Source organism: Micromonospora sp. WMMD882 (genome assembly GCF_027497255.1).
In the GTDB taxonomy this organism is placed as follows: Bacteria; Actinomycetota; Actinomycetes; order Mycobacteriales; family Micromonosporaceae; genus Micromonospora.
In genome coordinates this window covers 6,290,601-6,306,122 of record NZ_CP114903.1, presented here as the reverse complement: position 1 = coordinate 6,306,122, position 15,522 = coordinate 6,290,601, and the positions used below count along the sequence as shown (strand labels likewise).

Genomic DNA, 15,522 nt, shown 5'->3' with positions numbered 1-15,522 from the left:
CCGCGCCGATCCGGCCCGGTGAATCTTCTCTCGCCACGATTGGCGTGGTCTGATGGCGGGTAGCCGATGGGTTACCGCCGGGTACCCGGCGACGCCGGGTCGGCCCGGTTCCAGGGGAGGTGGCGATGCCGGAGCGGTACGAGGTGCGGCTTCCCGACGACGTACGGCTGCACGCGGAGGTCACCGGCCCCGCCGACGCCGAGGTCACGGTGGTCCTGCTGCACGGGTGGACCCTGGACGGGCGGAGCTGGCACCGGCAGCTCGCCGGGCTCGCGGAGCTGACCGCCGACCGGGTCCGGGTGGTCACCTACGACGCCCGGGGGCACGGGCGGTCGAGCTGCATGGACCTGCCCACGGCCACCCTGGCGCAGCTCGGCGAGGACCTGTCCGTGGTGCTCGACGAGCTGGCGCCGACCGGGCCGGTGGTGCTGGTCGGGCATTCCATGGGCGGGATGACGATCATGGAGTACGCGCACCGCCACCCCGGGCACTTCGCCGCCCGTACCGCCGGGCTGGTCTTCGTGTCGACGACCGCCGAGGGGCACACCCACACCGCGTACGGGCTCTCCCCCCGGATCGCCCGGCTGATCCGACTGGCCGAGACGACCGGGGCCGGGGTGCTGGCCCGCTGCGGCGCGTGGCGGCCCCCGCAGGCGCTGCTGCGCGCGCTGCGCCCGTCGCTGCGGTGGCTGCTCTTCGGCGACCGGTGCGACCCGACCGACGTCCGCCTGGTCACCTCGGCGGTGGCCCGGGCCACGCTCCGCTCGATCGGCGGCTTCCGGGCCTCGATCGGCGCGCAGCACCGGCTGGACACCCTCGCCGAGCTGGGCGACGTGCCGGCGGCGGCGCTGGTCGGCGACCGGGACCGGCTCACCCCGCCGCCGTGCGCCGAGTCGATCGCGGCGGCGCTGCCGCAGACCGAGCTGACCGTCTGCCCCGGCGCCGGGCACATGCTGATGATGGAACGGCCGGACGAGGTCAACGCCGCCCTGACCGGTGTGCTCCGCCGGGTCCTCGCCGACGCCGACGCCGGGGCGGGTCCGCTGTTGACGGCTGGCGGGTAGGGGGCCTCTTCCCGCACCGGCGCGACGGTGACCGGCGGCTCCCCGTACCCTCAGCCGGTCGGGAGGGCGCGGCGCGCGTCCGTCCGGCGTCTGAGACCAGCCGATCGTCACAGGAGCACGGGCGTGACCGACCAGAACACCCTCGAACAGGAGATGGCCGTCGAACAACGGCATCTCGACCGGGTGTACGCCCGACTGGCCGAGCTGCGGCGGTCGGCCGCCCGCGCCGAACGGGACGGCTACCAGTTGGCCCGGGTCGGCAACGTGGGGGCGCTGGTCGAGCGGGACGCGATGGTGTTCCACGCCGCGCAGCGGCGGCACCTGCTGGACGCCGAGCACGAGGGGCTGGTCTTCGGCCGACTCGACCTGCGGGACCGTTCGGTGCTGCACGTCGGCCGGCTGGGCGTCCGCGGCGAGAACGCCGAGACGCTGGTGGTGGACTGGCGGGCCCCCGCCGCCGCCGCCTTCTACCAGGCCACGCCGGCACAGCCGGGCAACGTGGTGCGCCGGCGCACCATCGGCTCCTCGGCGGAGCGGGTGACCCGGATCGAGGACGACCTGCTCGACCCGGCGGCGGCCCCGCCGGAGATGCCGGTGGTCGGGGAGGGCGCGCTGCTGGCCACGCTGTCCCGGGCGACCGGACGGGGCATGCGGGACATCGTCGCCACCATCCAGCGGGAGCAGGACGAGGCGATCCGCTCCCCCGCCTCCGGGGTGACCATCGTCTCCGGCGGGCCGGGCACCGGCAAGACGGCCGTCGCCCTGCACCGGGCGGCGTACCTGCTCTACGCCGACCGCAGCCGGTACGCCGGGGGCGGGATCCTGGTGGTCGGCCCGTCGACGGTGTTCGTCGAGTACATCGCCTCGGTGCTGCCCTCGCTGGGCGAGGACACCGCCACCCTGCGCTCGTTGGGCACGCTCTTCCCGGGGCTGTCGGCCACCCGTACCGACCCGCCGGACGTGGCGGCCGTGAAGGGCTCGCTGCGGATGCGACGGGTGCTGGAGCGGGCGTCCCGGGACGCCCCGCCGGACGGCCCGCCGGAGTTCCGGCTGCTCTACCGGGGGCAGTTGCTCCGGCTGGGCCGGGGCGAGTTGGACGCGATCCGGGCCCGGGCGCTGCCCCGGGGCGCACGGCGCAACGAGGCTCGCCGCGCCGGCTTCGACGGGATCTTCGCCGCGCTCTGGTCCCAGGCCCGCAAGCTGGGCATCGTCGGGCTGCCGACGCAGCGCGCCTTCGAGGACGAGCTGGCCGAGCGGACCGAGTTCCGGGAGTTCCTCAAGGCGTGGTGGCCGCGCCTGCACCCGCGTCACGTGCTCGGCTGGCTGACCCGGCCGGAGCGGCTGCGCGCGTACGCCGGGGGGATCCTCTCCGCGGCGGAGATCCGGGCGCTGACGGCGGCCTGGCGGACCCTGGACAGCGACGGCCTGACCATCGCGGACGTCGCGCTGCTCGACGAGCTGGACACCCTGCTCGGCCAGCCGATGCGACCGGCCCGCCGGCAGCGTGACCCGTTCCAGCTCGCCGGCGGGGTACGCGAGTTGAGCACCTTCGCCGACCGGCAGCGCGCCCAGCGGGCGGCGGCCCGGGAGCGTCCGGCCGACTACCGGGACTACGCGCACGTGGTGGTGGACGAGGCGCAGGACGTGTCGCCGATGCAGTGGCGGATGCTGGGCCGGCGGGGCCGGCTGGCGTCCTGGACGGTGGTCGGCGACCCGGCGCAGACCGCGTGGACCGGTGACCCGGCGGAGCTGACCCGGGCCCGGGACCAGGCGCTGGGCCGGCGCAAGCGGCACGAGTTCACGTTGACCACCAACTACCGCAACTCGGCGGAGATCTTCGCGGTCGCGGCGGCCGAGATCCGTACGGTGCATCCGGATCTGCCGCTGCCGACGGCGGTCCGGTCCACCGGGGTGCCGCCGGTGGCGTTGCGGACGTCGGCGGCGGAGTTGGCCGCCCGCACGGTCGAGGCGGTCGCCGCGCTGCTGGCGGAGGTGGCCGGCACGGTCGGGGTGATCACTCCGGTGCCGCGTCGGGACGAGGTGGCCGGCTGGCTGACCGGGCTGGCCTCGCCCCGGCTCCAGGTGGTGACCAGCCTCCAGGCCAAGGGCATGGAGTACGACGGGGTGGCGCTGGTCGCGCCGGGTGAGATCCGGGCCGAGCCGGGTTCGGGGGTACGGACCCTCTACGTGGCCCTGTCCCGCGCCACCCAGCGACTGACCACCATCGATCCAGTCGACTGAGTCCGACTGGCCCGGAGAAGGGGCCGGGGCCGGACGCGGGGCCGGGGCATGATGGGGCCGGGGCATGGTGTTCTTTTTGCTTCCTTTGCTCTGCACCCACCGACGCGTCAGTCACGACGCGTAGCCGGCGCGTGCACGGGTGCAGAGCAAAGGGCAAACCGCGGTCCGACTTGGTCCGGCACGGTCCGGCACGGCGCAGCCCGGCACGGTCCGGCACGGCGCAGCCCGGCACGGCGTGGGTCACTTGCACACATAGCGATGTGAACATACATTGGATCCGGTCCGACACAGGGACGGAGGGTGTGGGCGTGGGCGCAGGTCATGACCACCACGGTGGGATCGCGAACGCCGCGCGGCGGCACACCGGCCGGTTGTGGACGGCGTTCGCGCTGCTCGCCGGGCTGATGGTGGTGGAGGCGGTGACCGCGCTCGGCACCGGCTCGCTCGCCCTGCTCTCCGACGCCGGGCACATGTTCACCGACGTGCTCGGCATCGGCATGGCGCTCGCCGCGATCACCGCAACCCGGCGGGCCGGACGGGATCCGCAGCGCACCTTCGGGCTCTACCGGCTGGAGGTGCTCGCCGCCCTGGCCAACGCCGTCCTGCTCTCCGGGGTGGCGGTCTACGTGCTGGTCGAGGCGGTCCGCCGGTTCGGCGACCCGCACGAGGTGGTCACCGGCCCGATGCTGGTGGTGGCGACGCTCGGCCTGCTGGCGAACCTGGTCGCGTTCGGCCTGCTGCGCGAGGGGGCCAGGGAGAGCATCAACCTGCGCGGGGCGTACCTGGAGGTGGTGGCCGACCTGCTCGGGTCGGTGGGGGTGATCGCCGCCGCGCTGGTCATCATGGCGACCGACTGGTGGTGGGCGGACCCGCTGGTGGCGGTGGCGATCGGCGCGTTCATCCTGCCGCGCACCTGGCGGCTGGCCCGGGCCGCGCTGCGGATCCTGGTGCAGGCCGCCCCCGAGCACCTGCAGGTGGACGCCGTCCGGGACCGGCTCGGCACGGTGCCGGGCGTGGTCGAGGTGCACGACCTGCACGTGTGGACGCTCACCTCCGGGATGGAGGTCGCCTCCGCCCACCTGACCATGGAGCCCGACGCGGAGGTCGGCTCGGTGCTGGCCGCCGCGCGGGCCGCGCTGCACGAGGACTTCCACATCGAGCACGCCACGTTACAGGTCGAGCCCACTGCGTCACCCGGGGCGTGTGGTCGAGTTGAGTGGTAATTAGGGCAGGCTTAAATCTGGGAGAGTATTGTCCGGATTATGCCAGTTTTGCGGATGTCGTCTCCCGGAGGCAGGGTGGCCTGCGCTGCCGCCGGGGCGTCGGCTTCGGTAGTCTCGGATCCGGTCACCGCCGGGCGGCGCCCATCGGCGCCTGCGGAGACCGTCGCCTAATCGCCAGTCAGGGCGAGCCGGGGAACCATGTTCATGGGGTGCATCCGCGTCCGCGGTAGGGATCTTCCGTCCCGAACCCGTCAGCTAACCCGGTCGGCGGCTGACGGAAGGACACTTTCATGCCAGTAGTGGCACCCGTACGACGTAACGCCGCCCGGATGGTGGCGCTGATCGCCGCGACGCTCGCCCTCGGCGTCGCCGTCACCCCGGTGGCGGTGGTTCCCGCCGCGGCGGCCCCACCGCTGGCGGCGAAGGCGCCCGGCGACGACCCGGAGGGCGGCACCCCGGCGCTGCGGGCCCAGTTGGAGGCGGCCAGCAAGGGCTGGCTGGACGCCAAGAAGGCGCTGGACGGCTCGATCGGCCGGCAGCGGAAGCTCGACGAGCAGCTCAAGACGATCGAGGCCGACCTGGTCGTCCGGGACCGGAAGGTCGGCGCGCTGGCCGGCGTGGCGTACCGCAGCGGTCGGCTCGGGCCGGTCTCCGCGCTGCTGCAGAGCGACTCGCCGGAGAACTTCCTGGACCGGGCCGCCGCGCTGGACGCGGTCGCCGCCAACGAGGACCGCGAGCTGCGCGGCCTGCTCGCCACCCGGGACCAGGCCAACCAGGCGAAGACCGCGCTGGCCAAGGAGATCGCCGAGCAGCGCAAGCAGGTCGAGGTGATGGCGAAGCGCAAGCAGCAGGCCGAACGGGCCCTGACGGTGGCCGCCGCGCAGAACAACGCCGCGCCCAAGGCCAGTGGCGGCGGCAACAGCGGCGGCAACGGGTCGTCGTCGTCCGGGGCCGCCACGGCCAAGCCGGCACCGCGCAACTCCGACGGCTCGTGGCCCCGGGAGTCGTGCAGCGTGAACGACCCGACCCCCGCCGACGGCTGCGTCACCCCCCGGACGCTGCACGCGCTCAACCAGGCGAAGTCGGCAGGCTTCACCCGCTACGTCTCCTGCTACCGCTCCGGCGGCTCCGGCGAGCATCCCAAGGGCCGGGCCTGCGACTTCGCCGCCCAGAAGAACGGCTTCGGCGGAGACGCCACCGGCGGTGACCGCACCTACGGCAACAACCTCGCGGCGTACTTCGTCAAGAACGCCGACCGCCTCGCCGTGCTGTACGTGATCTGGTACCGGCAGATCTGGCTGCCGAGCAGCGGCTGGAAGTCGTACAGCGGCGCCAACGGCGACCCGTCCAGCGACCACACCAACCACGTGCACCTGTCGGTCTACTGACGCCGTCCGCCCCGGTCCGCCGCCGGCTTCCCCGAGAAGCGGCGGGCCGCGGCCCGGTCCACCGCCCCGCCGGCGTCGCGGCGGGTCCGGCCCGCCGGCCGCGGCCGGCGAAAGAGGTCGCATGACGGGCCCGGGGCGGGGAATCCGGCCGCGCGAGCGGACGAGAGGTGGGCACCGGCGTGGACGTCCCCGACAGGCACGTGCCGGCCCCGGCCGGTGACCACCGGCAGACGCCGACCAGTCCCAGCGGGGCGGCCGACCGGACGGTCGGACGATGAGCCTGCGGGTGCTGGTCACCAACGACGACGGCGTCACCGCGCCGGGGCTGGCCCGGCTCGCCGGGGAAGCCGTCGACCGGGGGCTGGACGTGGTGGTGGCCGCCCCGTTGGAGGAGGCCAGCGGGGCGAGCGCGGCGATGACGGCGGTGGAGCACGAGGGGCACGTGGTGGTGCGGGAGCAGCCGCTGCCCGAGCTGCCGGACGTGCCCGTCTACGGGGTCGCCGGCTCCCCCGGCTTCGTCGTGTTGATCGCCGTGCGCGGGGCGTTCGGGCCACCGCCGTCGGTGCTGCTCGCCGGGGTCAACCGGGGCGCGAACGTCGGCCGGGCGGTGCTGCACTCCGGCACGGTCGGCGCGGCCTTCACCGCCGCCGCCAACGGCTGCCGGGCGATGGCGGTCTCGCTGGACGTGCCCCCGTCCGCCGGAGCCGTCGCCGGCGGCCCGGCCGGGAACCCGGCCATGCGGGTACGGGACGTCGGGCGGCACTGGTCCACCGCCGCCCGGGTGGCGCTGGACCTGCTGCCCCGGCTCACCGGCGGCCCGGTGGAGAGCGTGCTCAACGTGAACGCCCCGGATCTGCCGTACGAGCGGCTGCGTGGGGTGCGTCGGGCCGCCCTGGCGAGCTTCGGCCAGGCGCAGATGACCGTCGCCGAGACCGGCCACGGGTACCTGCGTACCGCCCTGACGGCGCCGGAACAGGTCGTGCAGCCCGGTACCGACCTGTTCTGGCTGGCCGAGGGGTACGCGTCGGCGACCGCGATCCGCGCGGTCACCGAGGTGTCGGACGTGGACCTGTCCGGGCTCAGCGGCGAGGCGTGGCGGCCGACCTGACGGCACGCCACGGGTTGCCCCACCGGCCTGTCGGCACGCTCACGGCCGGCTGGCAGCGGGCCGGTCAGCCGCCGGGCAGCACCTCGGGCTCGGGAGCGGCGGCGCCGGCGAAGTACGGCTCCGGAGCGCCGAAGAGACCGAGCAGGCCGGTCACCCAGAGCTGACGGTGCACGAACCGGCTCGGCTCGGTGACGACGAGCTTCACCCCGCTCACCTCGGCGGTCTGGAAGCCTGCGACCATCGCGCTGATGCCGACGGAGTCGATGAAGGTGACCAGCCTCATGTTGAGCTCGATGCGCTTCGGGCGGCCCTTGGCCAGCACCTCGACGACGGCTTCGCGTACCTCGTAGGCGGTGTCGACGTCGATCTCCCCACGCGGGGAGATCTGGACGACGCCACCGGACAGGACCGACTTCACAATCGACAGGCTCACGCGAGCACCTCCACTCGCCCGTCATCGGGCGCCTCATCAGTACGCGGGCCGCGACCGAGAGTATTCCTCCGACCGCCTCGGTCGCCACCCCCGGGGATGAGCAATTCGTGGATCAGGGCGGGCTGGATCACCCTTATCCGAAATTTTCCCCTCATCTGTGCCGGACGCTCGTTCCCGGGCACGGAACGTCCGCCGACCAAGAGTAACCGTCGATCGTCGACGCCGGGCGCACCCACCGGACCGGCGTGCCCCCGCTCACCCGGCGCCGGCCGGTCGGGCCCGCGCGGCGGGACGTGGTCGGCGCGTTGCCGGGCGGGCCTAGCATCGACACCGGGATCGACCCAGCGGCGACGAAGGGATCCACCATGATCAAGAGACTGCTCGGGCTGGCCGGTGTCGGCGCCCTGCTCGCCCTCGTGCTGGCCTGCGGCTTCGGCGGCGCGGGTGACGACGACGATGACGACGATGACGACTTCGCCCGCGGCACGGCCGTCGTCACGCTACGCTGACCGTCCGCTGCCGGCGGTGTCGGGCCCGCCCCGACCGGGCGGGTTTGCGGTCGCGCGGGACGGGGCACCTGAACGCTGGACGGCCGGCCAGCGCCGCCGACCGTGACGCCGTGGTCCCGGTGACCGCCGGCTTCGGTACCCGAGGGAGGTAACCAGGATGTTCGGATCCACACTGCTGGAGCGCCGGAGCAGGCCCGAGCGGATCGCGGAGCAGGCGTGGCAACACCTGACATCCGCCGTGGACTCCGCCGGGAGCAGCGTGCGGGACACCGCCCGCGCCGCCCGCGCCAACGGTTTCACGTTCGCCGACGAGGCCGGTGACCTGGTCGGCTCGGCCGCCGACGAGGCCCGGCGGCGGGCCATGCACGCCTTCGACGCGCTCGCCGGCCGGCGGCCCGCCCTGCCGTGGGCGCTGCTCGTCGGCGCCGTGCTGGCCGGCGCGGCGATCGGCTGGGCGGCCGGGTCGGCGGCCCGTGCCGTCGGCTCCCGCAGCGAGCGGGACGTGGACGACATCGAGTTCGTCGACGTGGACCGGCCGAACTCGCCGGCCGGCCAGGACACCTGACGGCCCCCGACACCCGACCTGCGGCTGCGGGCCCCACCGGAACACCGGTGGGGCCCGCAGCCGTGCGGAAGCTCAGAAGACGGTGATGTCGGCCGGGGCACGTTCGGCGCGGGAGAACGCGCGCAACACCGCCGGCTGACCGTGCCGCCGGACCGAGAGCCGGGCCAGCAGCGTGAGCACCGGATCGATCACCTCGGACGGCAGCTCGGGGGTGCCCAGCCCCACGCTGACCGCCAGGTCGTCGACGTGCACGGCGATCTCCACCAGACGGGTGACCAGGAAGTCGTCCAGGGTCAGCGACCAGCCGCCCGGCGGCACGCGTACCGTCCGGTCGGCCGGCGCGTCGGCCAACCGCCCGGGCAGCTCGTCCAGGGTCGCCCCGGCCCGGGCCAGCAGCGCGGTGGGGCCCGGCGCGGCCAGCTCGTCACCGATCCGGCGGACGGCGACGCTCACCTCGTCGTCCAGCGCGGCGTCGACCCACGGCACCCGGCCGAAGTGCGCCATCAGGTCGATCGGGTCGTCCGACCCGGCCGGGGCGTCCAGCATGGTGGGCACCCGGAAGAGCTGTACGGCCAGGTGGGCGGCCAGCCCGCCGACCCGGAACTCGGCGAGCGCGCTCGGCTCGTCCCACCGCTGCGCCACCGCCGGCTCACCGAGCAGGGCCACCGCCGAACGCGCCGCGGTCAGGTACGCCGTCCTGGTCTGATTCACGCCACCTCCACCTTGATCCGGCCGATCCTATCGGCCGCGCCTCGAGCCGCCCTGGCGTCGCGCCGCCCCGCCGACCCGGGCGCGGGTCGACGGGGCGGGCGGTGGGAGCAGCGGGGTGGGGCCGGGTCAGCGGGAGTAGGAGCAGGTGGGGGTGGGGATGCCGGTGGCGCCGGGCACGCTGGCCAGGAACCCGAAGGTGGTGCTCTGGCCGGTGGTGAGGAAGCCGTTGTAGTCGGCGTTGCGCACCGTCACGGCGCCCCCGGTCTGGGTGAGCTTGCCGCCCCAGATCTGATTGATCTTCTCACCGTTCGCGTACGACCAGGTCACCGTCCAGCCGGTGATCGGGACGTCCTCGTAGTTGCGGACGGTCACCTCGCCCTGCATCCCACCGGACCAGGAGCCGATCACCGAGTACGTCGCCCGGCAGCCGAGGATGGGGCCGGGAGTGGTGGGCGGCGGCGGCCCGGTCGGGGTCACCGTCGGGCCCGGGGTGGGCGTGGTCGGGCCGGGCGTCGGGGTGGTCGGGGTCGCCGTCGGGGACGGGGTGCCGCCGAGCCGGTCGGCGACCAGGATGCCCCGGCCGTTGGTGCCCAGGTACACCCGCCCGTAGACGCGCGGGTCGCCGGTGATCGCGTCGCCCGCGTTACCGTACTGGTGCTGGTCGTCGTTGATCCGGACCCAGCTCGCGCCGACGTTGTCGGAGCGGTGCACGCCGGGTTGTCCGTCCACCGTGCCGAACAGGTACAACGCCGGGTAGGTCTGCCCGGGGGCCGCCTTGCCGAAGCCGATGCTGCCGGCGGCGCTGACCCCGGCCAGCTTGGTGAAGCTGGCCCCGGAGTTGGTCGACCGCCACAGGCCGCCCTCGCCGGCCAGCCACAGCTCGCCCTCCTTGCCGGGCAGCGCCTTGAACCGGACGTTGCCGGTGGTCGGCAGGCCGGTCGCGGCGGAGGCGGTGAAGCTGGCCCCGCCGTTGACGCTGACGTAGAGCCTGCCGCCGCTGAAGCCGTAGAACTTGCTCGGGTTGACCCGGTCGGACTCGACGACCGCGTTCGCCGGGATGCCGGTCGAGGCGGCCCACGAGTTGCCGAAGCCGACCGAGTGGACGACCTGCCGGCCGGCGTCGCCCGGGGCCCAGACGAACCGGCTGCCGTCGGCCGCCGCGGCGACCGTGCCGCCGTTGTCGATCCCACTCGGCTCGGTGCCCTGGAACCAGTTCGCGCCGCCGTCGGTGGAGAACGCGACGTGGCTGTCGTTGGGCCGGTCGGCGTCGGTGAAGTTGCCGGCCCGGACCATCACCGCCGGGTTGCTCTCGGCGTAGTCGAGGCTGGTGGTGCTGGTGAAGACCGGCTGGGTGAAGATCTTCGCCGGCACGGCGTCCAGGTCGGTGTGCCGGAAGCCGCCGAGGTCGCCCAGGCCGCTGACCAGGGGCGCGCCGGTCGGCGGGCTGATCAGGTCCAGGACGGCGGTCTCCTCCAGTCCCTTGACCATCGGCTTGATGGTGAACGTCCCACCGGTGTCCCACTTGGTCAGGTCGGTGCTGCCGTAGATGGTCGCGCCGGTGCCGTACAGGAACCGGTTCGAGTCGTGCGGGTCGATCTCCACCGACTCGTTCATCCAGCCCAGCTTGGGGGTCTCCTCCGGCGGGGACGGGTTGGTGCCGAAGTCCAGCCAGGGCACCGAGCTGATGTCCATGGTGTACTTCTTGGCGCGGTCCGGGTAGCTGGTGAACTCCCAGATCCGGCTCCAGGTCGCGCCCCCGTCGGTGCTGCGCCAGAAGATCGCGTCCGGCCACCAGGAGATCTGGGTGGCCACGATCAGGGTGTTCGGCTTCTGCCGGTCGATGGTGAGCCCGCTGTAGCCGAAGTACGCGTCGGAGCTGTCCGACGGGACCGGGCTGATCCGGGTCCACGCGCCGGTGGACCGGGTGAACTTCCAGACGTCGCCCTTCGCGCCGTCGTACGGGCCGCCGGTGTCGCTGGTGGCGATGTAGAGGTGCCCGCCGACGTGGTCCACCACGCCCTTGTGGGCCAGGTAGCCGGTGGGCTGGCCGGGGATCCGCTCCCAGGTGGAACCGCCGTTGGTGCTGCGGTACACCGGGTTCTGCTTGTCGGCCACGCCGACGTAGACGGTCTGCGTGGCGGTCCCCGCCGTACCGGTGCTCTTGTCGAAGCTGACCCAGGTCAGACCCTGGTTCTGGCTCTGGTAGCCGGTGCTGTCGAACGGGTCGGCGACGTAGTTGCCGACGTTCGGGAAGTTGGCGACCTTCGCCCAGGTCGCGCCGGAGTCGGTGCTGCGCCACAGGCCGTTGCCGCCCTCGGCGGCGTAGTAGACGACGCTGTTGCGGTTCGGGTCGACGGCGAGCCGCTCCCCCATGCCCCGGCCCGGCATGTTCCCGCCGATCTTGAACGGCAGCTCGGCCACCTGCCAGGTCGCGCCCTTGTCCGCCGAGCGCAGGATCGCGCCGTTGTTCGGGTCCCAGTCGTTGGTGTACATGCCGACCGCCGCGTACACCCGGTTGGTCTGCACCGGGTCGGTGGCGATGGAGTTCACGCCGTTCCAGCCCCACCTGTCCAGGCCCACCCAGTCCAGCAGCGGCGTCCAGGACTGGCTGGCCTGCTCCCAGCGGTACGCCCCGCCGATGTCGGTGCGCGCGTAGATCAGGTTCTTCTCGGTGGGGTTGAAGACGATGCCGGGGACGAAGCCGCCCCCGTCGATCCGGACGTTCTTCCAGGAGTACGGCTCGGCCGCCGCGGCGGCGGCGGAGCCGGACGGGGCGACGGTGAACTGCACGGCCAGCACGGCCGCGCCGGCGGCCAGCACGGCCGCTGCCGCGCCGGCGAGACTTCTCCGCATCAGCGGTCCTCTCGGGGGTTGCACCCGGGCAGGGGTCCGGGTCGCCCGGCGCCGCGGCACACGACCGGGCCGGGCGGACGACATGAACCGGGGAGCTTGCCCTGGCTCCCCCACCACCGGCGCGTCGGCTCCCACCGAGGAGGACTTCCACCCTAACCGCGAGAGCTTCCAGTTTGGAAGGGATCCCAACTAAGTCGTCGCTGTTCGGGGCGGTCCGCTCCCGGCCAGGTGGCTCAGTCCAGGTGGTACACGTAGCCGTCGCCCACCTGTTCCCGCCGTACTCCCGGGGCGGTGACCGGCCGCGTCTCGACGTCCTGCCACGGCGTGCCCACCGCGTACTGCGGCAGCACCACCACCGTCCGGATGCCCCGCTGCCGCAGGTACGTCACCGAGCCGGCGTCCGGGAAGCCCAGACTCGCCGACCGGATCTCCGCCTGACTCGCCGGGACGAACGACGCCAAGCCGTTGACGACCTGCGGGAAACCGTCCGTGGACCAGAGCATCACGTGCAGCTCACGGATCCCGTCGCTGGGCAGCACCAGCACCGGCCCGGTCACGCCGCGCAACGCCGCCGGCTGCTCCGGCGTCGGCACGTGCGGGGTCCGGTTCACCCCCTCCAGCAGCACCAGCGCCAGCGGCACCACCAGCAGACACCGCGCCCACCCGGTGGACCGCCCACCCGCCCCCGCCGACGCCGGCCCGACCGCTGTCGCCCCCGCCGACGCCGGCCCGACCGCCGGCTCCGACGGCGCCGGGTCGGGGGGCGGGCTCGCCCCGGCCGAGTCCGCGGGCGGCTGCGGCTCCCGGGTGAGCGCGCCGGCGGCGAGCAGACCCAGCAGCAGCGTCGTCCAGAGCACCAGCCGGCCCGGCGTACGGATGCCGTCCCAGCCCGGGGCGTGCTCGACCAGCGTGACGTAGCCGGGATCACCGTCACCGAGGAATTGGGTGCCCATCGCCAGCGCGCCGGTCACCAGCACCCCGGCCAGCAGCAGCAGCCGGTGCCGGACCCGCCAGGCGGAGAACGCCAGCCCGGCGCAGGCCAGCCCGAGCAGCACCACGCCGGGCAGCAGCGTCATCTCGTTGGCGAAGTCGAGCTGCTCCCGGGCGGCGGCGTGCCGCTCGCCCCAGAGCCAGCTCTCCGGCGGCGCGGTCAGGAAACCACTCAGCGGCGGGGAGAACATCTCGATGTGCGCGACGGTGCGTCGTCCCTCCGGGTGGCGGTTCACCACCTCGAAGTACGGGGCGGCCATGAACAGGGCCACCCCGGCGAAGAACACCCCGCCGGCCAGGTCGGCCAGGAGCAGCCCGCGCGGGAACGGCGGGCGGGCCCGCCGCCAGGTCGACCAGCCGTACCCGGCCGCCGCGACCAGGCAGACCAGCGCCAACGCGTACGCGAAGGGCAGGCCGATACCGAAACCGAGGCTGATCTGCCAGGCGGCGACCAGCCAACCGGCCGCCACCCAGCCCGGCCGCGCCCGGTCCGGCCGGTAGCCGTCCCGCAGCGACCAGCCGTGCCCCCGCGCGAGCATCGCCAACGCGAGGGCGATCCCGCCGATGCTGAGCACGTGCAGGTGCCCGGCCTGGGCCAGCTTCCACGGGGCGTACCCGAAGGCGGCGCCGGCCACCGCCGACCCGGCGCGGCCCGCGCCCAACTGCCGGGCCAGCGCGTACGCCCCGACGAACGCCAGAGCGTGCGTCAGCACGTAGAGCAGGTTGTAGCGGACCACCGCGGCCACCGGGCCGTCCCCGACCATGCCGGCCGGCGCGTAGCCGAGCAGGGTGTCCGAGTACGCGTAGGTGTACGGCTCGGGGAAGAACGTGTTCGAGTGCCACAGACTGGTCGGGTCGGTGAGCAGCGCGTGCCCGCCCCAGGCCACCTGCCACGCCTGCAACGTCGGGTCACCGACGTCCTGCGGGATGGTGCCGGTCAGACCGCCCAGCGTGGGCCAGGTCAGCACCGCGGCCAGCAGCAGGGATCCCAGCACGACCAGGGTCCACTCGTGCCGGGCCAGCCGCAGCAGCCGTCGCGCCCCGGGCTGTCCCGCCGGTGCCGGAGTGGACGCCGTCGTCCCGGTGTCGGTGCTCATCGTCCGCCCTCGTCGCCTTCTGTGAAGAGATCGATCCAGATCGTGCCGTATCGCTGGTGTCGCTGTCATCCCCGTCCCATCCGGGTGAGGGCGGCTCACCCGCCCGCCGGCCATCGTCGACGGCGTACGCGCGGGCCGCCGCATCCGGTGCCCGCGCCCCGCGGCGAGGGGAGACAGGCATGCGCAGCGCGACGACGATCCGGGTCGACCAGGACATCCAGGCCCAGGTGCGTGCCGAGCTGGCCGGCGAGCCGGGGGTACGCCCGCACGAGGTGGGCGTGAGCGTCGCCGACGGGGTGGTCACGCTCAGCGGCTGGGTGGACGCGTACGCCAAGCGCTGGGCCGCCGAACGCGCCGCCCATCGGGCCGCCCGGGTCCGGGCGGTCGCCAACGACCTCGCCGTACGGCCGTCCGCCTCGACCGGACGTACCGGCCCGGAGCTCGCCGCCGCGGTCGGGCACGCCCTGGAGTGGGAGGCGTTCCTGCCGCTGGACGAGCTGGACGTGACAGTCGCCGACGGGTGGGTGACCCTGCGCGGCCGGCTCGACTGGGAGTACCAGCGGCGGGCCGCCGAGTCGGCGGTGCGTCGGCTGCCCGGGGTGCGCGGAGTCGGCAACCAGATCAGGGTACGTCCCCGGCCCGAACCACCCCGAGCGGGCGAGCCGCCGTCACCCGCCCCGCCGGCAGACTGGACGACGTGACCGACCGGGCGACCGCGCCGACCGGCGCGGGACGGCACGGACCGGTCCGAGCCGGGAGGGGGGTGAGCGACGGATGACCACGCCGCTCCAGGTCACGGTGGCCCGCCTGCGGGCGCCGGTGAGCGGGGCCGACCACGTCCGGGGGCCGGTCGACGCCCCGGTGACCCTGGTCGAGTACGCCGACTTCCAGTGCGTCCACTGCGGCGCGGCGTACCGGAACCTGCGGGAGGTGCAGCGGCAGCGGGCGGAGCTGGTCCGGCTGGTGTTCCGGCACTTCCCGATCGCCAACGTGCACCCCTACGCGGAGAGCGCGGCGCAGATCGCCGAGGCGGCCGGCCGGCGCGGCCGGTTCTGGGAGATGCACGACTGGCTCTTCGAGCACCAGGACCAGCTCGACCCGGTGCACCTGTCGCTCGGCGTGGAGCAGCTCGGCGTCTCCGCCGACGACGTGGGCGGCGAGGTCGAGGGGCAGGTGCACGCGGACCGGGTACGGCAGGACTTCGTCGGGGGCATCCTCAGCGGGGTGACCGGGGTGCCGGCGCTGTTCGTCAACGACGACTGCCACGAGGGCGGACACTCCGTGGCGGACCTGCTCGCCGCCGTCGACCTGGTGGCGAACGCCTGACCGGGCGCGCGGAC

12 protein-coding genes, 1 pseudogene and 1 riboswitch are annotated in these 15,522 nt (G+C 74.1%); of the genes and pseudogenes, 9 read left to right on the top strand and 4 right to left on the bottom strand.

What is annotated here, in order from left to right:
• The first annotated feature begins 125 nt into the window (after positions 1–125).
• The 5 genes from O7606_RS27310 (at position 126) to O7606_RS27290 (ending at position 7,024) form a co-directional block, all read left to right on the top strand.
• On the top strand, positions 126–1,064 hold the full coding sequence (locus O7606_RS27310; RefSeq protein ID WP_281596858.1) for an alpha/beta hydrolase: 939 nt from the start codon (positions 126–128) through the stop codon (positions 1,062–1,064).
• 123 nt (positions 1,065–1,187) lie between these two features.
• A complete protein-coding gene (locus O7606_RS27305; RefSeq protein WP_281596857.1) occupies positions 1,188–3,305 on the top strand; it encodes an AAA family ATPase in 2,118 nt (705 codons plus the stop codon).
• 308 nt (positions 3,306–3,613) lie between these two features.
• Entirely contained in the window at positions 3,614–4,528 is a 915-nt protein-coding gene (locus O7606_RS27300) for a cation diffusion facilitator family transporter (protein ID WP_281596856.1), read from the top strand.
• A gap of 154 nt (positions 4,529–4,682) precedes the next feature.
• Positions 4,683–4,814, top strand: a riboswitch (cyclic di-AMP (ydaO/yuaA leader).
• A 4-nt stretch (positions 4,815–4,818) separates the two neighbouring features.
• The gene (locus O7606_RS27295) at positions 4,819–5,916 is read left to right on the top strand and encodes a hypothetical protein (protein ID WP_281596855.1); all 1,098 of its coding nucleotides are present in this window, start codon (positions 4,819–4,821) and stop codon (positions 5,914–5,916) included.
• Positions 5,917–6,190: 274 nt separating this feature from the next.
• A complete protein-coding gene (locus tag O7606_RS27290; protein WP_281596854.1) occupies positions 6,191–7,024 on the top strand; it encodes a 5'/3'-nucleotidase SurE in 834 nt (277 codons plus the stop codon).
• 64 nt (positions 7,025–7,088) lie between these two features.
• On the opposite strand, the gene O7606_RS27285 is transcribed toward O7606_RS27290, so the two are convergent.
• Positions 7,089–7,457, bottom strand: coding sequence for an STAS domain-containing protein (locus tag O7606_RS27285; RefSeq protein WP_281596853.1), 369 nt, complete (start codon positions 7,455–7,457; stop codon positions 7,089–7,091).
• A gap of 365 nt (positions 7,458–7,822) precedes the next feature.
• Here O7606_RS27285 and O7606_RS27280 point away from each other — a divergent pair, with 365 nt between their 5' ends.
• Together O7606_RS27280 and O7606_RS27275 are read left to right on the top strand one after the other, a co-directional pair.
• Positions 7,823–7,966: a hypothetical protein gene (locus tag O7606_RS27280; protein ID WP_281596852.1), complete on the top strand. Its 144-nt coding sequence runs from the start codon at positions 7,823–7,825 to the stop codon at positions 7,964–7,966.
• A 157-nt stretch (positions 7,967–8,123) separates the two neighbouring features.
• Positions 8,124–8,531 (top strand): hypothetical protein, encoded by a 408-nt coding sequence (locus O7606_RS27275; RefSeq protein ID WP_281596851.1) that lies wholly within the window; start codon positions 8,124–8,126, stop codon positions 8,529–8,531.
• Positions 8,532–8,603: 72 nt separating this feature from the next.
• Here the strand turns inward: O7606_RS27275 and O7606_RS27270 are convergent, their stop codons facing one another.
• The 3 genes from O7606_RS27270 to O7606_RS27260 all read right to left on the bottom strand — a co-directional run bounded on the left by O7606_RS27270 (position 8,604) and on the right by O7606_RS27260 (position 14,182).
• The gene (locus O7606_RS27270) at positions 8,604–9,242 is read right to left on the bottom strand and encodes a maleylpyruvate isomerase N-terminal domain-containing protein (RefSeq protein ID WP_281596850.1); all 639 of its coding nucleotides are present in this window, start codon (positions 9,240–9,242) and stop codon (positions 8,604–8,606) included.
• A 126-nt stretch (positions 9,243–9,368) separates the two neighbouring features.
• On the bottom strand, positions 9,369–12,095 hold the full coding sequence (locus O7606_RS27265) for a cellulose binding domain-containing protein (protein WP_281596849.1): 2,727 nt from the start codon (positions 12,093–12,095) through the stop codon (positions 9,369–9,371).
• Positions 12,096–12,328: 233 nt separating this feature from the next.
• On the bottom strand, positions 12,329–14,182 hold the full coding sequence (locus tag O7606_RS27260) for a hypothetical protein (RefSeq protein ID WP_281596847.1): 1,854 nt from the start codon (positions 14,180–14,182) through the stop codon (positions 12,329–12,331).
• Between the two features lie 179 nt (positions 14,183–14,361).
• On the opposite strand from O7606_RS27260, the pseudogene O7606_RS27255 reads away from it, so the two are divergent.
• Together O7606_RS27255 and O7606_RS27250 are read left to right on the top strand one after the other, a co-directional pair.
• Positions 14,362–14,817, top strand: a pseudogene (locus tag O7606_RS27255) (BON domain-containing protein); the annotation flags it as partial.
• A gap of 139 nt (positions 14,818–14,956) precedes the next feature.
• Positions 14,957–15,508 carry a DsbA family protein gene (locus O7606_RS27250; protein WP_281596845.1) on the top strand — a complete coding sequence of 184 codons (552 nt, stop codon included), beginning with the start codon at positions 14,957–14,959 and terminating at the stop codon, positions 15,506–15,508.
• Positions 15,509–15,522 lie beyond the last annotated feature (14 nt).

What these genes read in the sequence shown, in the direction of transcription:
- O7606_RS27310 (WP_281596858.1), top strand. Translation starts at nt 126, where the DNA reads ATGCCGGAGCGGTACGAGGTGCGGCTTCCCGACGACGTACGGCTGCAC.
- O7606_RS27295 (WP_281596855.1), top strand. Translation starts at nt 4,819, where the DNA reads ATGCCAGTAGTGGCACCCGTACGACGTAACGCCGCCCGGATGGTGGCG.
- O7606_RS27290 (WP_281596854.1), top strand. Translation starts at nt 6,191, where the DNA reads ATGAGCCTGCGGGTGCTGGTCACCAACGACGACGGCGTCACCGCGCCG.
- O7606_RS27280 (WP_281596852.1), top strand. Translation starts at nt 7,823, where the DNA reads ATGATCAAGAGACTGCTCGGGCTGGCCGGTGTCGGCGCCCTGCTCGCC.
- O7606_RS27275 (WP_281596851.1), top strand. Translation starts at nt 8,124, where the DNA reads ATGTTCGGATCCACACTGCTGGAGCGCCGGAGCAGGCCCGAGCGGATC.
- O7606_RS27265 (WP_281596849.1), bottom strand. Translation starts at nt 12,095, where the DNA reads ATGCGGAGAAGTCTCGCCGGCGCGGCAGCGGCCGTGCTGGCCGCCGGC.
- O7606_RS27260 (WP_281596847.1), bottom strand. Translation starts at nt 14,182, where the DNA reads ATGAGCACCGACACCGGGACGACGGCGTCCACTCCGGCACCGGCGGGA.
- O7606_RS27250 (WP_281596845.1), top strand. Translation starts at nt 14,957, where the DNA reads ATGACCACGCCGCTCCAGGTCACGGTGGCCCGCCTGCGGGCGCCGGTG.